The organism is Pirellulales bacterium, assembly GCA_035499655.1.
Classification (GTDB): Bacteria; Planctomycetota; Planctomycetia; order Pirellulales; family JADZDJ01; genus DATJYL01.
Genome location: DATJYL010000140.1, coordinates 1 through 23813, shown reverse-complemented (window position 1 = coordinate 23813; position 23813 = coordinate 1). Strand labels below are relative to the sequence as shown.

Genomic DNA, 23813 nt, shown 5'->3' with positions numbered 1-23813 from the left:
CGGTCGACGGGCGGTCCACGCATTGGCTCATTCGTGATTTCCATGGACTGTGCGCGGCCGCAGGACGGTTGAGCATGCACCGTTCGCTGTCAGAGGTTCATCAAGCTGACGAGTATCTCCGCTTCGGCTTGCAGTTGCCGGGTCCCGTGGCTGCGCCTGACCGTGTGGTGGTGGCCCGCTTTGCCCGAGCGTGCGGCTTAGGACGTCGTATTCTCGATTTGCAAGATGCCGCCGCTCAAGCGCGCGGAGCCTTGCATGCCGTGCGGCAGGCCTCACCGCGCATGGCTCAGTTGCTCGAACATCGGGGATGGCGGGTACTGGGACCTGCGAGCCCGGATAATCGCTTTCCCGGCGTCGAATTCCAGGTGGTTGTTAAGGAGTTCTGATTCAAGGAATAATTCTGGACGACACGCAACATTGCCCCGTCCCCTTTTAAAAAGCATAAGGCGTCATGCCGCGTCAACAATCCCTCGCCAATCACCTATTGCATCCTCTGGAAAGGGGCGCGCGCTGGGCCACGCGAACAATTCGCGATGCTCTCGAGAACCGGCAGCAGGTTACGGGAAACGAGCGAATCTTGCTCGTGCGGCATCGATTGCATATCACAAGTTATTACCGCAAATTCCTAGATTGGGTCGCGACAGAGTTGCCGGACGTGCGTCGATACTTCGAACTGTGCACATTACCTTGCCGCAGCCGGATCGATTCGCGCACGCGTCTCGTGGTGCCCTGGGTATCAGAAAACATGGTCAGTCGCAGGCCCCATGTCTATCGACAGTTGAAAGAACTGGAAGCAATCGCGAACGCCGGTGGAATCGAAACCATCAATCGTGTCGATCGGATTTTACAGGCCTTGAAACTCGAAGCCTCGGAAGCGATTGCCGCGGCGGGCGTGCGAACACCAAAGATGACGCGGATTTTGGATCATCGTCAGTTCAATCGTGATTTCGGCGGATTGCATCTGCCGCTGCTGATTCGCGAAAACCGCGCTCACGGCGGCAGCACCAAGAGCTACTTGATCCGCAATCGGGCGGATGTGGAGCGGGTCCCGCTGGAGAAATTTGAGGATCCAATCGCGGTGGAGTTCATCAATGTGCAAAGCCCCGTCGATGGATACTTTCGCAAGTATCGCTACCTCGCCGCCGGGCAGCGCGGCATTGCATTGTCGGTGCAGATTGCCAAGGAGTGGGAGGTGCGCGGTACAAAGCGGGATCTCAACGCCGCCACTTGCCGCGAAGAAATGGAGCATCAACGGCAGCCCGATTCCAATCATCAGCGGTTCCAACAGGTCAGGAGAATTCTCGGTCTTGACGTGGTGGCCTTCGATTACAGCTACACTCCGACGGGAGACCTGGTTGTTTGGGAAATCAACGTCTTGCCGGGTCTGGGACTCGAACGAGAGCCCGAACGCCAGTACATCAATTACGCCCAGCGTCGTGCAATGGCGGCAATCATTGAACTCTATCTCACTCGCGCGGGCATTGAAGCGCCTGACTCCCTAAGCGAGATCGTCGCCACCGGCTGGACACCTGCCTCGCCAGTCAGGCGATCGGCCTGATCTCCACCTTTAACGCATTGAGCTTGATACTGTGAAATCTTCTGGCAATCATCGCAAATACTTTTGGAAGGGCCGGTTGTGCCGCATGTCCGTTTCCACCGCCGATGCGTGGCAGAACATTCACTGGCTTAACAGTGGTCTGCGGATTCTTGTCGCGCGACACGGCGGGAAGCATCCGTATTTGCAGCACTACTACTTGAGTTGGCTGGCAAGGGAATTTCCTAAGTTGCGATCGCTGTTCGAGCTGCGATTACTCCCCTGCAAAGTACGAGATTGGTCTCGCTATCGGCTTTATGTTCCCTGGTTCCAAGATCCAGCAGTCGATTGGATGGATCGCGCGACCTACGCTCGGGCGCTCGACTTGGAAGCCGAATGCAAATCGCGCGGAATTCCAATCATTAACTCCGTCGCCCACACGAGCAATTGCATTCGCTCCCTGGCCGCTGGGCGTCTCGCTGCGGAAGGAATTCGCACGCCGCGAGTCGTGCCTATTTCCGATCCGCAGCAATTCCAATCCGATCTTGGCGGTTTGGATTTGCCCTTCATCGTCCGTGATGATTGCGGCCACGGCAAAGCGGTCGTGCGGGTCAGGCAGCCAAGCGATCTCGAAAAAATCCGCTTCGATCGAATGCGTCGTCCGATTGCCGTTGAATGGATCGATGTTTCCGGAGCCGATAGCCTGTTTCGCAAGTGCCGCTTTGTGGTCGCCGGCACGGTTGGTGTGCGGCGTCACTTGATTGTTTCTCGGCACTGGGAAGTTCGGGCCGCGAGGCGCGTGGCCAGTAGGGCAACTCGCCAGGAAGAACTTGACTACCTTACAGCCCCGACCTCCGAGCACGCGTTGCTCGACCGGGCCAGGCGGTGCCTTTATTTACAGTGGGCTGCATTCGATTACAGCTTTGACTCCCAAGGCGAGCCAATTGTCTGGGAGACGAATTCGTATCCGAATTTATCGTTTCCCACGGAACGGGAATTGAGTTACACGCATCCTTATGTTGAACGTAGCCTGGCCGCCATGACCCACATGTACCTCACAGAGGCCGGATTGCCAGTGCCGGAAGAAATTATTCGACGCATGATTCTGCACACCGGATGCGCGTCGCAGACCTGGCAGGATGCAGCCTTCATATCGGCCGCCTAAACGGAAGGCGAAAAAGGTGCGAAGGAACCTGCATTAGGATCAATGAAAGCGAGCCGTAAACTTGAAGATGCATGACGTCGGCAGTGTTTGTCTGACTTCATTAGGTGCGTTTGATCATCTTAAATCACCGATAGCGAGATAGGTCATGGAGCCTCTCATTATCAATGCCGCTCTTACCGGAATGGTTCCTCAAAAAAGCGACAACCCGTATGTGCCGGTCTCTCCTGAGGAGATCATCGCCGATGCTCGCCGTTGCGTCGACGCTGGCGCGACAATTCTCCACCTCCATGCACGTGAAAAGGACGGTACTCCGACGTACCGCGAGGAAATTTACGCCGAAATTTTTCATGGTGTTCGAGAGCGGTGCCCTGGAGTGCTGATTTCTGGCTCTTGCAGTGGCCGCCTTCATGGAGAGTTTTGGCAACGCAGCCAAGTCTTGAATCTACAGCCGGACCTGGCTTCACTCACGCTGGGCTCACTGAACTTTCCCAAGCAGGCATCGGTTAATGCCCCGGACATGGTGCAGCGGCTGGCGTCAAGCATGCAAGAACGGGGAATCATTCCCGAACTGGAGATTTTCGATTTGGGCATGGTCGACTATGCGCGCTACATGGTCGACGAAGGATTCATCGAACCACCGTTTTATGCCAACGTTTTGCTCGGCTCGCTGGGCACGCTGGCCGCGACCCCTGACAATTTGTGTACGCTGGTGCGAGCACTTCCTTCGGGAACGACTTGGGCGGCGGCGGGCATCGGTCGCTTCCAGTTCTTTGTTAACTCGTTGGCGGTCACAATGGGTGGCCACGTCCGTGTGGGATTGGAAGATGCGATTTATTTTGACTGGAAGACAAAACGACTGGCCACGAACGCCGGTTTGATCGACCGCATCGTGCGGCTCGCTCGTGCAGCTGGGCGCGAAATCGCGACCAGCGATCACACGCGGCACAAACTCGGTCTTCCACCGGCCGGGAACGTGGTGTCGCAGATCGCTACCGTTCCCTTTCAGCGTGCCGCCTGAGGAGAAAATCAGATGGACCCATGGCTGGGGAATAAGATGGTGCAAGTTTCCGTAATTCTGAGCACTTACAATTCGCCCGACTGGTTGGCAAAAGTTCTGTGGGGATATTCGGCTCAGTCCTATCCCCATTTTGAGATCCTCGTGGCCGATGATGGTTCAACCCCAGCCACCGCTGCATTGATTGCGCGAATGCAACACGATACCGGTCTAATGCTTCGGCACGTTTGGCAGGAGGACCAAGGATTCCGAAAGTGCCGCATCCTGAACCGCGCCATTTTGGCCGCGCGAGGCGAATACCTAATCTTTTCCGACGGAGATTGCATCCCGCGAAAGGACTTTGTTGCTCAACACGTCCGCTTCGCCAAACCGAATCAATTTCTATCCGGCGGAATTGTGCGTTTGCCAATGGACCTCAGCGTAAGGATCTCGCGCGAGGACATTCTGAACGGCAGTATCTTTCGCCCAACATCACTTCTTGCCCTGGGGATGCCGTGGACTCGGAAACTACGCTTCCTTGTCACCAAGCCTTGGTTGGCCTGGACATTCGAACGATTCTCGTTAACCCGCGCGACATTTAACGGATATAATTCGTCGGCCTGGAAAGTGGACGTGGAAAGTGTTAATGGTTTCGACGAGCGACTGTATTATGGCGGCCTCGATCGGGAGCTTGGAGAACGGCTGACGAATGCCAGCATTCGTCCGCAGTCGCTGCGGCATCAAACAACATGCCTCCACCTGGACCATTCCCGAGGTTATTCCGATCCTGAATTGATTGCCGCCAACCAGCGTATTCGATGTGAAACGCGTCGCAAGCGTTGCACTTGGACCTCATTCGGGCTGAACCATGATAGCTTGAAACCGCCGGAATACATTTTGGATCGTGGCAGTTGGCAATCAGTGGATGAGGAAACGATTATCCCATTTTCGAGTGATGCCGTGCGAAATTCTAGCACTCGAAGTCCTCTCAACCGGCACGCAGCCTGAGCTATGCGCGACATCGTGGCATCCTGCTAGACCGCATTGAAATCTCGCGATCGAAACACGTAAGCGACGTGATTGACACGACGGTGATCGACTTCGACGATTGTGCATGGGTAAGATCGAATGATACAGGTATTGTGCTGCAAGCCGGACGTGAAGACGGGTACCTTCGCCGAACGGACACGAAAAACCAAACAGGAAACAACCCAGTTCCAGGCACTAGCCAAAATCAATTGTGAAACTATGAAGGAAGCCCGGAGTGGAGTAGCGTGGCTGAGGCCAGGTCACTCAACACGAAGGAGGTTCCTATGTGGTACGTGGGTTTGGATCTTCACTTGCGGCACACGACAATTTGCGCACTGGACGATCAAGGTTGCATCGTCAAGCAGCTCAAAGTGCGTGGCGCCTGGAGGGATGTCGTGGCGGTTTTGGAGTCTTGGAATGAGCCGTTAGCCGTCTGCTTTGAAGCGTCGTGCGGGTATGGGCACTTGTACGATGTGCTGATGCGTTTTGCTCACCGGGTTGTGGTAGCGCACCCAGGGCAACTGCGACTCATCTTTCGGTCCAAACGCAAGAACGATCGGATTGACGCGGAGAAGTTAGCGAAGCTCATGTTCCTCGACGAAGTGCCTGCAGTCCATGTTCCCTCGGAGGAGGTGCGGACCTGGCGCGAGCTCATCGAGCATCGCAAGCGTTTGATGATGAAGCGAACCCGCACGAAAAACTCGTTACGAAGCCTGTTGCGCGCTTGCGGCATCGCCACACCACGCACCTGGCGTCTCTGGACCAACGAGGGTGTCGAATGGCTGAAGGCCGTGGAACTGCCGAGCCAGACCCATCACTCACGTCGTTTGATGCTCCTGGAAGAGTTGGCGCTGTTTGCGCAGCAAGTGCAAATCGTGAACCAAGCGCTTGATCGACTCGCTACGGGAAACAAACAGGTTCAGCTTCTCCAGACGATCCCGGGCATTGGGCCTCGCACCTCGGAGGCGGTCTTAGCTTACGTGGATCGCGCCGACCGTTTTGCGGATACGAAGTCCATTGGCAGCTACTTTGGCCTTGTGCCCAGCCAAGACCAATCTGGCTCGACGAACCGACTCGGACACATTACACGGCAAGGCCCCGCCACGGTCCGGCATCTTCTTGTCGAAGCCGTTTGGCAAGGCATTCAGCGGTCACCGACCATCCGCGCCCACTTCGATCGAATTTATCAAGGTCAGGAAATCCGAAAGAAAATCGCGCTGGTGGCCACCGCCCATTACGTTTTGAGGGTGATGTTGGCCATCCTGAAATCCGGGCAACCCTGGAGGGAAGCACCAGCTGCATGACCAATGTGAAGGAGATAGCGGGAACCAAACCGTACCCCGTAGGATGCGCATGGCACGTTGATGCCGAAAATGTGAATGGGGACGGCCGAATTCAGCTCATGGCGGCCTGCACGTCAGGGATGCCGGATGGATGCTTGGGAGTTCCCGTGATTTACCCGCTACCCCTTGACTCGGGCTTCCTCATGGATGCGCACCTTGACGGACACTACCCGGAAGTCGCGGCGAAGCGATCAGCCTTACGAGATTAGACCTAGAGCCGGGCCTTCATTGCAATTCCATTTCAAATGGGCACTGTCGCAGTGGATCAAACGGCCTGAATTAGGAGCCAAAGCTCTCACAAGTTTGGGCGCGGTAGCAGGGGCGGATTGTGCTGCGTTTTCATAGGGATTGACCTGGGGGGGTTCCCTTAGATTACCTATTGTTTTGTATCCTCAAACGCGGTGTGAAAGCGACGAAATTCCAGCACAGATTTAGTGCGCTGGGGCCCGGGTTGAGGCGGCAAGATATCGATCGTTTTCGTGAAAAACACTGGCGCTTTGCCACGTCGGAGACGGCTTCGACTTTGAGCTATTTGCAGAGCCGTTTTGGCAGAAAACCTCTATGCAGCAGCCAAAAATCGACTCGAAAAAGTACTGCTTGTCAAACGCGCGTTTTTGCGGAATTTCCAGAACCCCGGCTAAAGTTGGCGGCCGTGATCAAGCGACACCGCTCCTAGCTGCCGAAGAGTCCTTAGGCGTGTGACGGATAATTATGGGAATATCGGGAACGCTTTTTGACATTTGAATTTTCACGGATCATCCTGTGTTGCCCCGCTCAGCAAAGACAGGATCTGTTTCTTGATGTCAGAAGACAACGTGGGCCAACGAGAGATGATCAAAGCCAGGTCAGGGTTGGGTGATCCGACCATTCCGCTGTTCGACGTATCGGAAGATGCGTCAAAATTTGACGGAATTGCACCGGATTGTGCAGCGCTGGAATCTGGCGATTTACATAAGTCTTTGCTAGGATTCTTGCTTACGTGACCCAGTTCGAGTCCTACTCGGGGAGCTTGAACTACTTTGTTTATGTTCATGTGAATGATGTCGTTGGCCGGCGCTACATCGGCCAGACCGACGATTTGCATCGCTGACTCGCTGAGTATGTTAGCGAGGGTCGTTGACCGACGCGATGTGTCTTGTTCGCATCCGTCAACTCCGGCGGTTTTTTTCAGTGCGCTGTCGGCCTCAATGCGGCGAAAAGTTGCTTGTGTGGCCCCCACTTCACGGCTATAGTGGGGAGGCGTCAGTCGATGGGTTGGGACAGAGGCAAGGCTCCACGGTTCAGTTGCACCATTGAATTCGGAGCCCGCTCGATGAAACGCTTCTTGGTTTCACTCGCGCTGCTTTGCGCGATTTCATTTGTTTTTTTCCGAACCGCTTTCGCCGATGTGTTCAACATGCCCGACGGGCAAACCAGCCTGGTCACCGTGTCAGTCGGTAATCCGGGCAATACGGCTAATCAACTAAACTTCGGTTCCATTCGTGGAATTGGATCGGTCGGCTACAACTATAGCATTGGCGAATATGACGTGACCGTGGGCCAGTACACGGAGTTTCTGAACGCTGTGGCGGCGACCGATCCTTATGGGCTTTACGTTTCCAACATGGCGACGGACCTGCACGTCGCCGGAATCCAGCAGAATGGCGCCTCGGGCAGTTACACGTACAGCGTGATCGGTTCTCCTAATCATCCTATTGCCTACATTAGTTGGAGCAATGCGGCTCGATTTGCCAATTGGCTTTATAACGGCCAGCCGGACGGTGCAGAAGGTGCGAACACGACTGAAACGGGCTCGTACACGCTTAACACTGGCGTTCTATTTCCCACCCGCAACACCAATGCCACTTGGGTGATTCCCACCGAAGATGAATGGTACAAAGCGGCATACTATAATCCTTCCACTAAAACATACAATATTTATCCATTTTCCATCGACACTGCTCCCACCACTTCAGCTCCGCCGGGCAACACGCCAGACACCGCCAACTTTTACGATCCAACAACCGGTTACGCTGTTACCGGTTCGTCAACTTTAAGCAGCACGCAGAATTATCTGACCGATGTGGGGGCCTACACGGCTTCCGCCAGCCCCTACGGCGCTTTTGACATGGGGGGCGATGTTTTCCAGTGGAATGAAACGCTGATTGATGGCGCCCGCATCCGCGGTTTAAGCGGTGATTCGTGGTCCGATACCTCCCTCTCTCCTCAATTACTACTTAGCTACTATGGACCGGAAGAACTGTACGACTACGGTCCTTCGTCCGGCGATCTCTACGAAGTCGGCGCCACCGGATTCCGCGTGGCACTCGTTCCCGAACCTTCCAGCGTTATTCTCTTAGCACTAGCCTCTCTAGGCTTGCTGTGGCGCGCGAAGCGCTGGCCGACGTGAAGGCAAAGCGACTAACAACCCAAACGCCAAGACGGCCAGGATGAAGGTGCTGGGCTCGGGAACGGTTTCAAACGCGCCCAAATCGGGCGCGGCCCCGAGGTAAGGCAAGCCGACATTCAGGCCGGCGTCAATCAGGTCGCTCCCAGCGGCCAAATTCATAAACGCGATGTCGGGCAGGCTGCCGTCGGCCTGACGAGGCAGCGTCATTTGGGTGGCATCCAAGCTCTGGAAATCCGCGGCGCTGACGGTCACGGGCAGTGTGAACCAATTGTTCGCCACCATGCTTCCAGTTTCGTCGAGGTTCGATACGCCCGTTCCCACATACGCCAGGTTGTTGTGCAGAACTTCGCGCGTTCCCGGAACGCTGCTGTTTTCCGGGCTGGTATCTATCGCCTCCAGCATGTTGAAGTTGCCGTGATTGTTGTAGGCGGTGTTGTTGTACCAGTTGGCGGCCTGCCCCGGCTGATGGTTGGCATAAAACCCGTTGGCGCCGTTGTCGGCCGACAGGCAGAACTCGACGGTATTCGCCGACGGTGGATCGGGAAAACTGCCGCCGGTGTCGCCAAAGCCGCCGATCTTAAAGCCGTTTTTGTTTCCGTCAAAGCGTCCATTATCGTACGCCCAACAGTGGTCAAAGGTGACCCCGCCGCCGGAATTGTCAATGCAGTCGTAGCCGTCGTCACTGTTGCCCCAGGAACGGTCTCCTCGGAAAACATTGCCCGAGCCCGCGGAATGACAGCCAAAGCCGTCGGTGTTTCCGGCCGATATTCCATTCACACCGACGAGATTGTAGGAATCGCAGTTGAGAACTAAATTGTTCGACGAATGCGACAAAAAATACATTCCGTTCCCTTGATCATCGTGGGTCACGATCTCGTTGAAGGTGTTTCCATTGCCGGTAATTCGCCAATTGTCGGCTTGCTTCAAAGTTCCTGCCTGAACTCCGGTGACATTGATTCCCTGGAAGGTATCGTTCGATCCAGTGACTTGAATGCCACAGACTCGCAGGGTCGTGGGAGCAATGTTGGAAAAATTGAGAATCGGGGACGGATCTCCAGGATATGCCAGGTAGTTGATGTTGCTCTTGGTGAAATTAAGGACGTACTGGTAAGTGGCATCGGTCGCTGCCACAGAAAAGTTGGTGTACGTGCCTCCGCGAATGTAAACCGTATCGCCCGATGATGCCGCCTGTTGCGCTTGCGCAATGCTGGCAAACGGCTGCGATAATGTTCCCGCTCCGGTGTCGCTCCCATTGGTGGCCACGTAATAAGTCGCCCCTTGCACAGCGCCGCACAAGAACAGTCCAACGAGGACCGTCCCAATGGCATAGAAATTGCGCGTCAGTTGCATCGCTGGGCTCTCTCAGCACAAAGTCTAATCCATTTCACCAAATACTGCCAACTTTGTGTCCGGCCGGAAATAATTTCATCGTCTGGCACTCTTTATGCCCCCTGAATCGTTTGGCAGGGGCTGAAAACTGCCAGGGCCCGATCATGCGAGGAATGATTGCCGCGATCGTTTGTTTTGCGTTCGCCGTGTTGCTGTTGCTGTTTCCTCAAACCGATTTTGCGCATTGGGTGGACCAACAAATCAACCATCTTTTAGCGCCCGGCAGGCTCGATCTGCAATTGTGGGAATGGCGAGGCGGGATTTTTTTTGCGGTAATCGGCGCAGGAATATGCATTTACAAGTGGCGCAATTCCTAGACCCCGGAACGGTCTGGGCGCGGTCGGCCGGCATATCAACTGATATGATCCGTTCCGTTTTGCCGCTCGTTACCAGCAGGAGATTGGACGCTACCGGAGCAAATCGACCGATTCGAATTCTGCGGTTGGTCCGAATCGTGCTTCTGGAGATCGGGTAAACTCGTTTCTCGACCTGGCGCATCGACAAACGGGAACGGGCTGTGCAATTTGAGCATGCAGCAGCCCGAGGCGGCCGCTATTGCCAGGGCGATGAGAAGCAACACGTTGCGCATCCGGTCCTCGGAAAAGAGAGCCGGCAATGGTAAACGGCTTCCACCGCGGTGTAAATGGCAATTGGTCGTAGGTTAGTTTGTGGTTAAATGTCCGAATTGCCGACCGGTGCAGTCGGCGGGGTATTGTGCTCTTAACCCACGATGGGTAAGGGGTTAGTTTGAAACATATAAGGGCGACGGTCCTCAGTCGCCATGCGTAATGTCGGTTAACAGCCGGCGGTCGATGTGATCGGCTACGATTTAATCACTCAGCCGTTCAAGCTGGGCGATTTCAATCGTGACAGCAGTGTTGACGCAGCGGACATCAAAGCCATGGAATTGGCTCTGGCCGATCTGCCCGATTTTGAAATGGCCAAAAGCCTCAGCATTGCGCAGCGGTTCTCCATCGGCGACCTGAATCACGACGGCAAAGTGAGCATCGCCGATTTGCAATCATGGCTCCAGTTTCTTAAAACGGGTGGTGGCTCGGACGCGGCGATGTCTAAGCCTCCGTCGGCAACCATCGCCTTGTGCCTGGCGGCGGTCTGTCCAGTGTTCCAACGTTGGCCAAGGGCCGCGCTTCGTGCGCTACGATTCGCCGTCGGCACTTGGGCCTGACCACACTTGCGAAGCAGTACCGGCAGATTAGAATTGCCGTATCTTAGAGGAGCGCGTGCTACTGCCGTGGGGAGTTGCCAGAACCGGAGTCTGAGGTCGTTCCTTGGGCCCGAGCCATGCATTGACACCCAGTTGTCGTTTTGAGGACGCACGATTATGCAAGTTCATCTCGCCGGGATATTTAGCGCCATTGTTTTAGCCGCCAGCACCGCCATGGCCGAGGCCCAACGCCAAACGCTGCCATTTAATCAGCAGTGGAAGTTTCAACTGGGCGATCCCGCCGATGCCAGCCAGCCCGGCTTCGACGATTCTACCTGGCGCACCTTGAACGTGCCGCATGATTACAGCATCGAAGGTCCGCCGGGAAAAGATCCCAGCAAAATGGAAGGGCCGTTCGATCCTGACTCCCCCGGCAGTTCGCACTACGACAATCGTCAGCAGAAGGCTGTTCAAGACGGCGGCGGCGGTTATTTGGATGCCGGCGTCGCCTGGTATCGAAAAACCTTTACACCGCCGGCCTCAGCCAAGGGAAAGCGTGTGGCGATGGTGTTCGACGGCGTGTACATGAATTCCGATGTCTATCTCAACGGTAAGCTGCTGGGCAATCATCCCTACGGTTACACGCCGTTTCAGTACGACATTACCGACGATCTCAAATTCGACGCGCCCAACACCCTGGCCGTGCGCTGCAATGTGGAACAGCCCTGCTCGCGGTGGTACTCCGGCGCCGGCATTTTCCGGCCCGTGCATTTGGTGATTACCGATCCGGTGCATATTGCTCCGTGGGGTACTTATGTAGTTTCGGAGAAAGCCGGGGCCGATTCCAACGATTTCACGGTCACCGTAAAAACGACGGTCCGCAACGATTCTGATGCCGAACAGAAGTGCAAATTCTCCACGAAAATTTTCGACTTGGGCGTCCGCGGCGCCGACCAGGAAAGCCGCGACTTCAACAATGCTCCTCTTGGAACCGCCGTGGCGGAAGCGACCTCCGACGAACAGGCTATTCCCGCCCACAGCGAAGCCACCCTGTCGGCCAAGTGCACCGTCTCCAGTCCGCACTTATGGTCCGTCGATTCCCCGCATTTGTACCGCGCCCTCACCACCGTTTCGGAAGGGGGACAGCCGACCGATGCCGTCACCGACCGCATCGGCTTCCGCACCATCGAGTTCACCGCCGACAACGGCTTTTTGCTCAACGGCAAGCGGCTGCAAATTCAGGGCACTTGCAACCACCACGATTTAGGCGCGCTGGGCTCGGCCTTCAACACTCGGGCCATGGAGCGGCAACTGCAAATTCTGAAAGACATGGGCGATAACGCGCTGCGCACCTCCCACAATCCGCCGGCCAAAGAATGTCTTGACCTGGCCGACGAATTGGGCTTTGTCGTCATGGATGAAGCCTTCGACGAATGGAAACGTTCCAAAACCAAGATGGGCTATGGTCGCTTTTTCGACGATTGGTCGGAGCCTGACATCACCGCCATGATCCACCGTGATCGGAACCATCCCAGCGTGGTGCTCTGGTCCATCGGGAACGAAATTCCCGAACAAGGCGCCAAAAATGGCGGCGAAATGGCCAAGCGGCTCTCCGACATCGCCCACCGCGAAGATCCCACCCGCCCAACCGTGTCCGCCTGCAACAACCCCAATAGCGCTGTCCGTACCGGCTTTGCCGACGCCCTGGACGTGATGGGCATTAACTACAACATCAACAACTACGATGTCGACCACAAAGATGACCGCAAGCTGATCGCTTCGGAAACCGCCTCGGCGCTTTCCACGCGCGGCGAATACGGCTTATATTTGAATGACGACGGGCAGGTGAAAATTAAAATTCGGCCAGACACGCAATGCACGTCTTACGATTTAGATCGTCCGCCGTGGGGCCACACGGCCGAAACTAGCTTGCTGGCGTTGAAAAAGCATCCCTGGGTGGCCGGCGAGTTTGTCTGGACCGGCTTCGATTACATCGGCGAGCCCACGCCGTTTCCGTGGCCGGCCCGGTCGTCGTATTTCGGCATTGTCGATTTGGCCGGCTTCCCGAAAGACCGCTTCTACATTTATCAGGCGTCGTGGTCCGACAAGCCCATGGTGCATTTGCTGCCGCATTGGAATTGGGAGCAATTTGCCGGCAAGGAAATTCCGGTGTGGGCCTTCACTAACGGCGATTCGGTGGAACTATTCCTGAACGGCAAATCGCTGGGCACGAAGGAAGCAAAAGACCTGGTGCAAACCCATTACGAGTGGAAAGTCCCCTTCGAGCCGGGCACGCTCAAAGCCGTGGCGAAAAAAGACGGCAAAGAGTGGGCCACCGACGAAGTGACCACCGCCGGGAAGCCAGCCAAGTTGGAGCTGAAGGCCGATCGCTCTAAGATTTACGCTGATGGCGACGACTTGAGTTTTGTGACCGCCCGCGTGATCGATAAAGATGGCCACGTTTGTCCGGATGCGGATAACGAAATCAAGTTCAAGCTCGACGGGCCGGCGGCAATTGCCGGGCTGGAAAACGGCGACCCCACGAATCACGAGCAATTCCAAGGCGTCGATTCCCGCAAAGCGTTCCACGGCCTGGCGCTGGCGATTGTTCGCGCCCAAGAAACCGGCGGCACGGCCAAGCTGACGGCCACGGCCGAAGGGTTGGAGCCGGCGACGGTGAACATCACGCTGAAACCGGAAGCGGGGAAATAGCGCGGGTCAGTGTGAAATGTAGAAGCGGCTGTCCTCAGCCGCTGGCGTTTCCCCAAAGCAAACGGCAGGGGGACAGCCGTCGCACGGGTGCCACTGGCTCTGCCAGTGCTGCGTACCACACAAAAAAACACTGGCAAAGCCAGTGCCACCCAGCAGCTTTGCAAGGCGAATCGTATATGATGGGGGGGGATGCAAATTAGCCCGTGGCATTATGTCGTAATCGCCGCAATGATCTTGCTTGCGATTCAGGTCTGGCGCTTCAGTGATAAGCGCTGGCGGAAGTAATCAGCGCCGTCGCTTGGGAATTCCTAGAATTAGTACTGACCCACTGCCCCCGCCCAAAAAACTTGCCCCCCGTGGGCTAGTTGTGTAAACTAGCGGGCGAATCCCCAATTGCAGGTGGGCCGCACGGATCAGCGGGCCGATTGTCTCTGTTCTCTGGCATGTGCGGGAAATGAATCGGGGAGTAACCGTGACGCAGCCGTCACCCAATCGCAATCTGCGCAAAGCGGCCGCCGCGCTACCGGTGCGCCGGCAGTGCAGGGCGGTTCTGTTCTCTTTTCTGGCGGCGATAACTTGCGAGTTGACCCTGGGCTGCGCTCTGGCGCTTGGACTTCTCAGTTTCAATTTCTTGGCTGCGCCGATTTCGCAGGTACGGGCCGATGAACCGGGGTCCGATGCTTCTAAAAACGCCGACGCGAAACCTGCCGATGCAGCCACGCCTGCCAAAGACGATGCTGCCGCCAAAGATCGAGAGAGCAAAGACGGCGAAAAGAAAGACCACGCCGACGGCGCCGCCAAGCCGGACGAAGGCAAAAGCGCGGACGACAAATCGGCCGATGCGGACAAAGACAAATCGAAAGATAAATCGGCCGCCGAATCGCCGCAGCCGGTCAAACGCCCGGAAAAGCCCGCCAAGGATCCCGACCCCACGGAACTGAAAGTGCAACCCGATGCCGAGGGAATGGTTTCGTTCAGCTTTCGCGGGCAGCCGTGGCAAGCGGTGCTGGAATGGCTGGCCGACATTTCGCACATGAGCCTCGATTGGGAGGAGGTGCCCGGCGGCTACCTCGATCTGGCGACGCGCCGCAAATACACCGTGGCCGAGGCCCGCGATTTAATCAATTCCATTTTGCTCACTAAGGGCTTCACGCTGCTGCGCAACGGCGAAGTGTTGATTGTCTCGGACTTAAAGCATTTGGACGTCAGCCTGGTCCCGGTGGTGCTCCCGTCGGAGTTGGACGGCCGCGGCACGTTCGAATTGGTGCGAATCTTTTTCAATTTAGATCGATTGCAAGCGGAGCCGATGGTGGAAGAATTGAAGCCGCTGCTCAGCCCCGTCGGCAAAGAGCACATTAGCGCCCTGAAAACCACCAATCGCTTGGATATTCTCGACACCGCCGGCACGTTGCGCCGGGTTCGCGAAGTGGTCGGCGCCGAGCAAGGCGAAAGCGGCAAAGAGCATCAACTGCGCGAATTCCAGCTGCACAACGCCCGGGCCGACGACGTGCTGGCCACGCTCAAGCAATTGCTGGGAATTCCGCCGGAAAAAACACCCGGCGGCGGCGGCAACAATAACGACCAGATGCAGCAAATGCAGCAGATGATGCAGCAAATGCAGCAGCAAGCCCAGCAGCAAAACGGCGGCGATAAAAAGCCGCGGCAGCAGCAACAGGAAGAAAAAATTTATCTGACCATTAACCGCCGCGAAAACAGCATTATGGCGCTGGCCACGCCGGACAAGCTGGCCGTGATCGAGCAGGCAGTGCAGTTGCTCGACGTGCCCACCGCCGGCGTTTCGCCGCTGGCCGCCGTGCAGCGCGTGCAAATGTATCGCCTGGTGGCGGCCGATCCCGCGCCCATCGTCAGCGTGCTGAAAGACCTGGGCAATCTCGATCCGTCCACGCGGTTGGAAGTCGACAACGTAAACCACGCCATCATCGTCAGCGGTCCGCTGGTCGATCACGTTACCGTGCGCGCGCTCATCGAAAAACTGGATGGCAGCGCGCGGCGGTTTGAAGTGGTCCAGCTTCGCAAGCTGGATGCCGATTACGTGGCCGGCTCCATCGAGTTTTTGATGCGCGGCCCCAACAAAGACGCCACCCGGCCGCGCTATGTCTTCGGCGATTACCGAGCGCCGGAGCAATCCAAAGACGGCGGCTTTCAGGTCGAGGCCGATACCAAGCACAACCGCCTTCTGCTGCGAGTCAACGACATCGAACTGGAGGAAATTCGCGCCCTGCTCATCAAACTGGGCGAAGACCCCTTCGGCAACACGCAGGGCGACAACATGCGGGTCATCCACAGTGAACCCGGCCGCGATACCAGCCGGTTGTTAGATCAGCTCCAGCGCGTATGGCCTTCGCTCAGCCCGACGCCGCTACAGTTAAATGTTGATGACCCGAAAGATTCCGACAGCTCCCGCAACCGCGACGGCAGTAAAGGCAGTTCGACCGACGACACGCCCGACAAAAACGGCGCATCGAGCGACAAGAGCCACACCTCAGAACGCGCGCACGGCCAGTCGGATTCGGAAAACTCAGATTCAGAACATAAAAGTGAAAAGCAGGAAAAAAAACAGCCCGCACATGCGTCCCCCTCGGCCACGGCCATCATTCCTTTAAGGCTGCCATCCGGCGGTCCGGCATTCAGCGTTTCGATTGACAACTCACCGGAAGAACAGCTGCTACGTTTACCACAGCCGGCTACCGCAGCGGAGAAATTGGAGACGGCGGTGGAGAAAACCGCCCAACCGGCGACCATCAATACCGTGGCGGCCAACGATGTCGATGGGGCTGATTCCAACGCGGATCGCTCACCGCTGCGAATGCCGCCGGACGATCGTCGCACGGCGGACAACACGCCTGCGGGAAACGCTGCCTCCGGATCGCCCTTCGCATCGTCTTCGGCGTCGCCCGCAATTTCCATCACCCGTGGCCCGCAGGGTTTGATTGTCACCTCGCGCGATCCGGCCGCGCTCGATCAGTTCATGAAACTCGTGGACGAACTCTCCCCCGCCGATTCACGCTACCATGTTTTCATGCTCAAGCACACCTACGCCAAGGACGTGGCCAGCCTGCTGGAAACCGTGTTCTCCGAAGAGGCACAAAAACAACGCGATAACTTCTCGGTCTATTATTTCTTCGACGAACAGCCGCAGGAGAAGAAGGAAGATCGCAACCGCCTGTCGAAGCGCGAGCCGCTCCGCTTCACCCCCGATCCGGTGACGAATTCGATTTTGGTGCAAGGGGCCGACGACGACCAATTGGCGGAAATTAAATCGCTGATTGAATTGTACGACCGCGAGGAGCCGCCCGATTCGCAATCGATCCGCCGCACCCAAATCGTGGCCGTTAAATACGCCAAAGCGCAAGCGGTCAGCGACATTATCAAAGAAGTCTACCGCGATTTGCTCAGCCCCAACGATAAAGCCCTGGCCGCCACGGGGAATCCGCAGCAGCAACAGCAGCAGCGGCCCTTTTACAGCTTTTACGACATGGGCAACCGGCAAGACACCACGAACGGCGTTCCGCGGTTCAAGGGATTGCTGTCGGTGGGAGTGGACCCCACGTCAAATTCCCTGGTCGTATCCGCCCCGCAATTCCTACTGACCGACGTGATCGGCATGATTCACAAGCTCGACGATTCCACCAAGCCCGTCGAGCCGGTCGTGCGCGTGATTAGCGTCGGCGGCGCGCTGGACGATCCGCTGATTAAAGACGCGCTGAAAAACGTGGCCGATCCGGAAGCCGCCAAGCGAAACGCCGCCAACGCCAATCAGAATGGCAACGATCAAGATCGCCGTAACCGTTGGAATAACGGTCGCAATGGCCCCGGCGGAAACAACAATAACGGCTTCGGCGGCAACGGCAACAATAATAACGGACAGAACAACAACCGTTGATTACCGATTGAACGCTCAGAGGATTTCGCACGAACATGCCGAAAGTAGCCGGATACTCACAGCATCCGGACCGTACGGCGTGGCCGTCCGGCCATTTTGAACACGCAATACCGAATCGTACTTCGGTCTAACTTTTCGCGTGCTGCTTGTCGCTGTGGCTTTTCACCACAATTTTCTTTGCCGTGGCGGCCGGCGTTTTCTGCAGCGTAATGGTTAGCACGCCGTTGGCATGCTCGGCGGTCACGTGCTGCGGATCAACGCTGGCGGGCAATTGCAACGTGCGGCTAAAGCTGCCGTAGCGGCTTTCGCGGTGGAACACATCGCGATCTTTTTTCTCCACCGTTTCTTTCTTCTCGCCGGAAATGGTCAGCCGGTCGCCAGTGACCGTAATCTCGATTTCTTTCGGATCCACTCCTGGCACTTCCGCCCGCACGGTAACGGCGGTATCGCTTTCCGAAACATCCAGCGCCGGCGCCCAACGGCCCCAGGAGGCCACCGATTCGCTGAGCGAATCGAACGGCTCGCGCAGGAAAGAATCGAACAAGCGGTTCACTTCCGAGCGAAATTCCATAAGCGGCGACAGCCGCCCCTCCGGCGTTTCTCCCGATTTGTTTTTCCAAGGCACAAGGTTCATGGCTTTTCCTCCTCCATTTTGGAATGACGAATCGGCCCAAGCATCGCCTGCCCCAATTCTCCGTGGTTCAACAATTACTTCGCCGCCACCTTAATTTTGCGTGGTTTTACCGCTTCCACTTTCGGCAAGTGCAGCGTCAATACCCCCGACGCGTATTCCGCGGAAATCCGCGAAGCGTCTATCTGCTCGCTCACGCGGAACGTCCGATAAAAATCTCCCACCCCATATTCTTGCCGCACATACGGCCCTTGCGATTCCTGCCGCTCGTTCACGTGGGCGTGAATGCTCAACGAACCGTCCTCAAATCGCACGTCGATCTGGTCTTTTTTGGCGCCCGGTACATCGGCCAATACCACGAGTTGATCGGGCAACTCAAAAATGTCGACATTCGGACGATAATACGGCCCGCCCCGGGTGTGTTCCGGTGGCAATACTTCGGCGGCGCCAGGTTCCTGATTGATGGTGGTTTCAACAGACATGATTCAGCCTCCTGTTTGTAGGGTCTCTCAATGATTTTAATTTTCAATTGTGAGTTTCATTCGATTTTCGAAGACGACTCATCTTACTCGGTTTTCACTTTAATCTTCCGTGGCTTGGCGGCTTCGGCCTTGGGCAGCGTAAGCAACAGTACGCCGTCGTTCAGCTCAGCATGCACGTTGTCCGCATTGACTTCGCTCGACAGCCGCACGATGCGCGTGAAAGCGCCTTGCCCACGTTCGCGCCGATGAAACGCCGCATCGCCTTGTTGCTCCTCGGGGCGCTGGCCTTTGATCGTTAGCTCATTGCCAACCACGGTGACATCAAGTTGCTCGGGCTTCACGCCCGGCACTTCCGCTTCGACAAATAAGTTGTCGCTGTCTTCCCAAACGTTTACCGCGGGAAATCCCCGGCCCGTTACCAACCGAGCCGCACTGCTCACCGTCGGGTGCGTAATGACGTTAGTGAACAGACGATCGACCTCGTCGCGCAATTGCTGAAGCGGGTATACAGTGACGTTGCCTCGCATGACCATGATTTGTTTCCTCCGTTGAACGGGTCTCTATGTAAATGAAGTTTTAATCTAGACGTTCGAAACTTGAGAAGCGGCACACCCAGCAGCCCAATAAGCAAAGTCCGTGCCCAACCATTCAACGATCGGACTCGTTCTAAATGCTTGCTGGTAAGATGGTTACGCATGGGCAAATTTCGGCCAATCGAAGGCCTTATCAGTAACACGCTGCCAAACTGACAGAAAGAGTGGGTTTAATCCGCTGTCACAACCGAACTCGGCGTCACTCGACCCTTGATTGCCGATAATGATTGAGTCGCACATTTGGCGCGATTTCAAATGGGCAGTCCAGACGCTGAAACCTTACACTGTAAAAGTTTACGGCTTTTTCCGAAGATCGTGGCACGAGCTCACTTCCGAGCAATTTTCAGCACCGGCACGCGGTTGTGGAGCGATTCCCTAGCGCGTATACTGACTGGTTCGTGGTTCCCCCAGATCATTATCTACCCGTCGCGTGTTACGCAGACGGTTGTTATGCGTTTTAAGTTACTGGACCGCATTGTCGAACTGAAGCCCGGCGAAAGCATTACGGCAATCAAAGGATTGGCCCTGGCCGAAGACTACCTGGCCGACCATTTTCCGCAGTTTCCTGTTATGCCCGGCGTGTTTATGCTGGAAGCACTCACGCAAGCCTCGGCCTGGCTGATTCGCGCCACCGAAAATTTTCAACATAGTATGGTCGTGCTGCGTGAAGCACGAAACGTTAAATATGCCGATTTCGTCGAGCCCGGACAAACCCTGACCGTAAAGGCAGAAATTATTGGCGCCACGCCGCAGCAGACCAAACTAAAAGTGCAAGGCTCCGTCGATGGAAAAGTGAATGTCGGCGCTCGGTTGGTGATGGCCCAATTCAACCTGGCAGACGGCAATCCGGTTCGCGCCAGTGCCGATGCCCACGTAATCCGCCAAATGCGAAAGCAGTTCGACATTTTATATCGGCCCATGGAAACCTCGCCTGGAGTTCCGTCGGCAAATGGCAGCCATGCCGTGATCTCGCCGGTGCCCCTCAATCCGGCGGTAATTCAATAATCGCGCACACATCCACTTTGCCAACCAACAACCATACCGCAATTCAATTATTTTGTGATCGCACTGGGAGGTTTTAATCCATGCCTGTACAGCAAGCCGAAGTGTTCGAGAAAGTTCGCAACTGTTTGGTCGACGCGCTGGGTGTCGACGACGATGAAGTGACGCCCGAGGCCACCATGGTCGGCGATTTAGGAGCCGAATCCATCGATTTTCTCGACATCGTGTTTCGTCTGGAAAAAACATTTAACATCAAAATCCCACGCGGCGAGTTGTTCCCCGAAGATATTCTCAGCAATGCGCAATACATTCGCGAAGGCAAGGTCACGCCCGAGGGCATTGAGCAGTTGAAAAAACGCATGCCATTTGTCGACCTGACAAAATTCGAGGCCGACCCGCGCGTCACCAACTTCGGAAACCTGCTCACTGTGCAAGATTTAGTCAACTACGTGCAAAGTAAACTGCCGTAATCGGAATCGGCGCGTTGTTTAGGGATGAATGGCCGCTAAGCCGCAAGCATACGGTGGCCGTGCTTTGATTCTTGTCTGAGGATTTTCGCCGCCATGCGTTGGTTTTGGATCGATCGCTTCACCGAGTTTGTCAGCGGCCACAGCGCCACGGCGATCAAAACGCTGTCCCTCTCGGAAGATCATCTGCACGATCATTTTCCCGGCGCCTCGGTCATGCCCAACACCTTGGTTTTGGAAGGCATGGCTCAAACCGCCGGCTTATTGGTCTGCGAACATAGCGGTTTCACCAAGCAGGTGATTTTGGCGAAAGTTTCCAAGGCCCTCTTTCACGGCGAAGCGTCCCCGGGCGATGTGCTCACTTATCACGCCGTCCTGCAGGACATCAAGGAAGACGGCGCCATGGCCACCGTCACCAGCCACGTCAACGGCCAACTCCAGGCCGAAGCCGAAATTTTCTTCGCCCACTTGGAGCAGAACACTCCCCGTGGCGAAAAGCTGGAATTGTTTATCCCCTACGATTTGTTTTCCTGGCTGCGGCTGCTGAAACTGTACGAAGTTGGGCGCGATGCCGCCGGAAACCCACTCCAAATTCACCCTCACATGGCCGAAAGCGATCCGTTCTTAAGCGCCCAAAACGCGGCCGTGAAATAATCCCCCACGAAGTCCAGTTCTCCCCCCATCGTCAATCTTTGCCAGAAAGCCTCGCCCGCCTAGTATTCATCCCAGCTCAAGTCATCCGGCGCCATTCGCCATGACGGGAATTTCGCCGCCAGTGGAATAAGGAACTTTATTATGAAGCGTCGTGTCGTCATTACCGGCGTCGGTTGCGTCACACCCTTGGGCAATTCGGTCGACGAAATGTGGCAGCGGCTGCTGAAGGGAGAATCGGGCGTGGGTTACACCACGCATTTCGACGCCAGCAATTTTCCCACCAAAATTTCCGCCGAGGTCAAAAATTGGGATATTGCCGATGCCGGCGAGGACCCGGAGCGTTGGAAATATCGCGGTCGCCACACGCGCTTCGCCGCCGGCGCCGCCAAGCAAGCCATGCAAGATTCGGGATTGGACGGCAGCCGGTTCGATCCCACCCGCTTCGGCGTGTACTTGGGCAGCGGCGAAGGCCAGCAAGATTTTGCCAGCTTCACGCGGATGATGGCGCACGCGCTGGAGGGAGAACAACTTGATGTGGCGGCCTTCACCCGCGAGGGTTTGGAAACGCTCCACCCCATGGCGGAATTGGAGCAGGAGCCGCACATGCCCGCCGCGCATCTGGCCTCCATGTTCAACGCACAAGGTCCTAACGCCAACTGTCTAACCGCGTGCGCCGCCAGCAGCCAGGCCGTGGGAGAGGCCGCGGAACTCATCCGCCGGGGCGAGGCCGAAATCATGCTCTCCGGCGGCACCCACAGCATGATCCATCCGTTCGGCGTGACAGGCTTCAATCTGCTCACCGCCCTTTCCACCCGCAACGATGCGCCCACCAAGGCTTCTCGCCCGTTCGATAAAGATCGCGACGGGTTTGTGCTCGGCGAAGGGTCCACCATGCTCCTGGTGGAGGAACTCGAACACGCCAAAGCCCGCGGCGCAAAAATTTACGGCGAGTTGCTCGGTTACGGCTCCACCGCCGACGCTTATCGCATTACCGATACCCACCCCGAAGGACGCGGCGGCGCCGGCTGCATTCGGCTGGCCTTGGAAGATGCCGGGCTGAATCCCACCGACGTGCATTACATCAACGCCCACGGCACCAGCACCGACGTCAACGACAAGGTCGAAACGCTGGCCATCAAAACCATTTTCGGCGACCACGCCTACAAGGTGCCGGTTTCCAGCACCAAAAGCATGCTGGGTCATTTAATCGCCGCGGCAGGCGCCACCGAGTTGGTGATTTGTTTGATGGCCATCCGCGACAACGCTTTGCCGCCGACCATCAATTACGACACGCCCGATCCGGAGTGCGATTTAGATTACATTCCCAATGCCGCCCGGCAATCGCGCTGCGACGTGGCCTTGAGCAACAGCTTCGGCTTCGGCGGGCAGAACATCTCGCTCATCGTCGGGCGTTTCAAGGGATAAGCAAAAGCATCGCCATCGAATACTATTTCCAACACGTTGTTGTCAACAAAACAAGCCCACGGGTTGCAACCCGTGGGCTTGTTTCATTCATTCGTCATTCGGATTTTGTCATTCGTCATTCAAGTCCTTAAGGTCCAATGCTCGGCGGATTATTGGCAAAGAAATCGCGCGGGCCGCGGACGGTGTAGTACGGATACGTTACCTGCGCCGCAGGCGGCCCGGCCGGACCACCTAATTGCGAATCGACATTGGCTCGGTTCGTAGCGCAATCGGGAATTGGCGAGCAAGCGGAATTGTGGTCTAAACAGCCACACGCAGCACAACCGCCGCCGGCACATCCGCCGGGTCCGCAGGCGCCGCAATTCTGGCCGCAATATCCACACCCCTGATCGCAGCCGCAACCACAGTTATCGCATTTATGTCCCCACCAATGATTTCCGCAGCAGCCGCTGGAGGCCGAAACGACAAACGCAGCCAGCATGGCAAACAAGATGTTCCGCATGACTTTATATTCCTTTGCAAATGGACGGCGCGCCACGACCAGCGGCGCTGGCTGGAACCACCACGCTGCTGGGTTTACATCACCGGCTATCACAAAGCCGTCCCGATTAATGCGACGAGTACCGACAGAATCACCGATCACGCCTGACCGATGCCGTCGACGGCTTTAAGAACTGCCAGCAATGGCGTCCGATGGGTCGTGGGTCGGTCTGAGCCCTCCTCGGCTACCGACACCCTCTGATAGCTGTATCGGCCGAAAAATCGGCAGAATCCAGCAAATCGTTACGACCGCTACGTTTGCTAGCGTGGAAACCAGCCGAGGTTAATCATCTTCCGCGGTGATTTCCGCGTCTTGTGCCAGCTTGATCTCCAGCACCACGCTTTTCGAATCGCTGCCGGCCAGCGGATACGTCGCCCGCTTGCGCAATTGCAGC

The 23813-nt window shown here is 56.4% G+C and carries 20 protein-coding genes; 14 read left to right on the top strand and 6 right to left on the bottom strand.

From position 1 onward, the window contains the following. Positions 1–74 precede the first annotated feature (74 nt). The 6 genes from VMJ32_09800 to VMJ32_09775 all read left to right on the top strand — a co-directional run bounded on the left by VMJ32_09800 (position 75) and on the right by VMJ32_09775 (position 6026). Positions 75–386, top strand: coding sequence for a hypothetical protein (locus VMJ32_09800; protein HTQ39312.1), 312 nt, complete (start codon positions 75–77; stop codon positions 384–386). Positions 387–451: 65 nt separating this feature from the next. Further along, a complete protein-coding gene (locus VMJ32_09795; GenBank protein HTQ39311.1) occupies positions 452–1558 on the top strand; it encodes a hypothetical protein in 1107 nt (368 codons plus the stop codon). Positions 1559–1589: 31 nt separating this feature from the next. Further along, positions 1590–2699 carry a hypothetical protein gene (locus VMJ32_09790; GenBank protein HTQ39310.1) on the top strand — a complete coding sequence of 370 codons (1110 nt, stop codon included), beginning with the start codon at positions 1590–1592 and terminating at the stop codon, positions 2697–2699. Between the two features lie 145 nt (positions 2700–2844). Beyond that, on the top strand, positions 2845–3717 hold the full coding sequence (locus VMJ32_09785) for a 3-keto-5-aminohexanoate cleavage protein (protein HTQ39309.1): 873 nt from the start codon (positions 2845–2847) through the stop codon (positions 3715–3717). A gap of 12 nt (positions 3718–3729) precedes the next feature. After that, positions 3730–4701, top strand: coding sequence for a glycosyltransferase family 2 protein (locus tag VMJ32_09780; GenBank protein ID HTQ39308.1), 972 nt, complete (start codon positions 3730–3732; stop codon positions 4699–4701). Between the two features lie 305 nt (positions 4702–5006). Continuing rightward, positions 5007–6026: an IS110 family transposase gene (locus VMJ32_09775; protein ID HTQ39307.1), complete on the top strand. Its 1020-nt coding sequence runs from the start codon at positions 5007–5009 to the stop codon at positions 6024–6026. A gap of 787 nt (positions 6027–6813) precedes the next feature. Here the strand turns inward: VMJ32_09775 and VMJ32_09770 are convergent. Next, positions 6814–7149 carry a hypothetical protein gene (locus tag VMJ32_09770; GenBank protein HTQ39306.1) on the bottom strand — a complete coding sequence of 112 codons (336 nt, stop codon included), beginning with the start codon at positions 7147–7149 and terminating at the stop codon, positions 6814–6816. Between the two features lie 228 nt (positions 7150–7377). On the opposite strand from VMJ32_09770, the gene VMJ32_09765 reads away from it, so the two are divergent. Beyond that, a complete protein-coding gene (locus VMJ32_09765; GenBank protein HTQ39305.1) occupies positions 7378–8454 on the top strand; it encodes an SUMF1/EgtB/PvdO family nonheme iron enzyme in 1077 nt (358 codons plus the stop codon). Here VMJ32_09765 and VMJ32_09760 read toward each other — a convergent pair. Further along, positions 8416–9804, bottom strand: a complete 1389-nt coding sequence (locus VMJ32_09760) for a hypothetical protein (protein ID HTQ39304.1) — start codon at positions 9802–9804, stop codon at positions 8416–8418. The two genes, VMJ32_09765 and VMJ32_09760, sit on opposite strands and share 39 nt — an antisense overlap. Before the next feature lie 853 nt (positions 9805–10657). Between VMJ32_09760 and VMJ32_09755 the strand changes: the two genes are divergently transcribed. The 3 genes from VMJ32_09755 (at position 10658) to VMJ32_09745 (ending at position 17624) form a co-directional block, all read left to right on the top strand. Beyond that, positions 10658–11029, top strand: coding sequence for a dockerin type I domain-containing protein (locus VMJ32_09755; GenBank protein ID HTQ39303.1), 372 nt, complete (start codon positions 10658–10660; stop codon positions 11027–11029). Positions 11030–11185: 156 nt separating this feature from the next. Continuing rightward, positions 11186–13720: a glycoside hydrolase family 2 TIM barrel-domain containing protein gene (locus VMJ32_09750; protein ID HTQ39302.1), complete on the top strand. Its 2535-nt coding sequence runs from the start codon at positions 11186–11188 to the stop codon at positions 13718–13720. Positions 13721–14174: 454 nt separating this feature from the next. Next, the gene (locus tag VMJ32_09745) at positions 14175–17624 is read left to right on the top strand and encodes a secretin N-terminal domain-containing protein (protein ID HTQ39301.1); all 3450 of its coding nucleotides are present in this window, start codon (positions 14175–14177) and stop codon (positions 17622–17624) included. Between the two features lie 127 nt (positions 17625–17751). On the opposite strand, the gene VMJ32_09740 is transcribed toward VMJ32_09745, so the two are convergent. From VMJ32_09740 to VMJ32_09730, 3 genes are all read right to left on the bottom strand, one after another. Next, positions 17752–18258: an Hsp20/alpha crystallin family protein gene (locus tag VMJ32_09740; protein ID HTQ39300.1), complete on the bottom strand. Its 507-nt coding sequence runs from the start codon at positions 18256–18258 to the stop codon at positions 17752–17754. Positions 18259–18332: 74 nt separating this feature from the next. Continuing rightward, on the bottom strand, positions 18333–18737 hold the full coding sequence (locus VMJ32_09735) for an Hsp20/alpha crystallin family protein (GenBank protein ID HTQ39299.1): 405 nt from the start codon (positions 18735–18737) through the stop codon (positions 18333–18335). Between the two features lie 83 nt (positions 18738–18820). After that, on the bottom strand, positions 18821–19270 hold the full coding sequence (locus VMJ32_09730; protein ID HTQ39298.1) for an Hsp20/alpha crystallin family protein: 450 nt from the start codon (positions 19268–19270) through the stop codon (positions 18821–18823). Positions 19271–19780: 510 nt separating this feature from the next. On the opposite strand from VMJ32_09730, the gene VMJ32_09725 reads away from it, so the two are divergent. The 4 genes from VMJ32_09725 to fabF all read left to right on the top strand — a co-directional run bounded on the left by VMJ32_09725 (position 19781) and on the right by fabF (position 22878). Further along, entirely contained in the window at positions 19781–20335 is a 555-nt protein-coding gene (locus VMJ32_09725) for a 3-hydroxyacyl-ACP dehydratase FabZ family protein (GenBank protein HTQ39297.1), read from the top strand. Between the two features lie 80 nt (positions 20336–20415). Then, positions 20416–20802 carry an acyl carrier protein gene (locus VMJ32_09720; GenBank protein HTQ39296.1) on the top strand — a complete coding sequence of 129 codons (387 nt, stop codon included), beginning with the start codon at positions 20416–20418 and terminating at the stop codon, positions 20800–20802. Positions 20803–20895: 93 nt separating this feature from the next. Beyond that, a complete protein-coding gene (locus VMJ32_09715) occupies positions 20896–21453 on the top strand; it encodes a 3-hydroxyacyl-ACP dehydratase FabZ family protein (GenBank protein HTQ39295.1) in 558 nt (185 codons plus the stop codon). Between the two features lie 141 nt (positions 21454–21594). Then, positions 21595–22878, top strand: a complete 1284-nt coding sequence (gene fabF, locus VMJ32_09710; protein HTQ39294.1) for a beta-ketoacyl-ACP synthase II — start codon at positions 21595–21597, stop codon at positions 22876–22878. 127 nt (positions 22879–23005) lie between these two features. Here the strand turns inward: fabF and VMJ32_09705 are convergent, their stop codons facing one another. Continuing rightward, entirely contained in the window at positions 23006–23380 is a 375-nt protein-coding gene (locus VMJ32_09705; protein HTQ39293.1) for a hypothetical protein, read from the bottom strand. Positions 23381–23813: the final 433 nt, after the last annotated feature.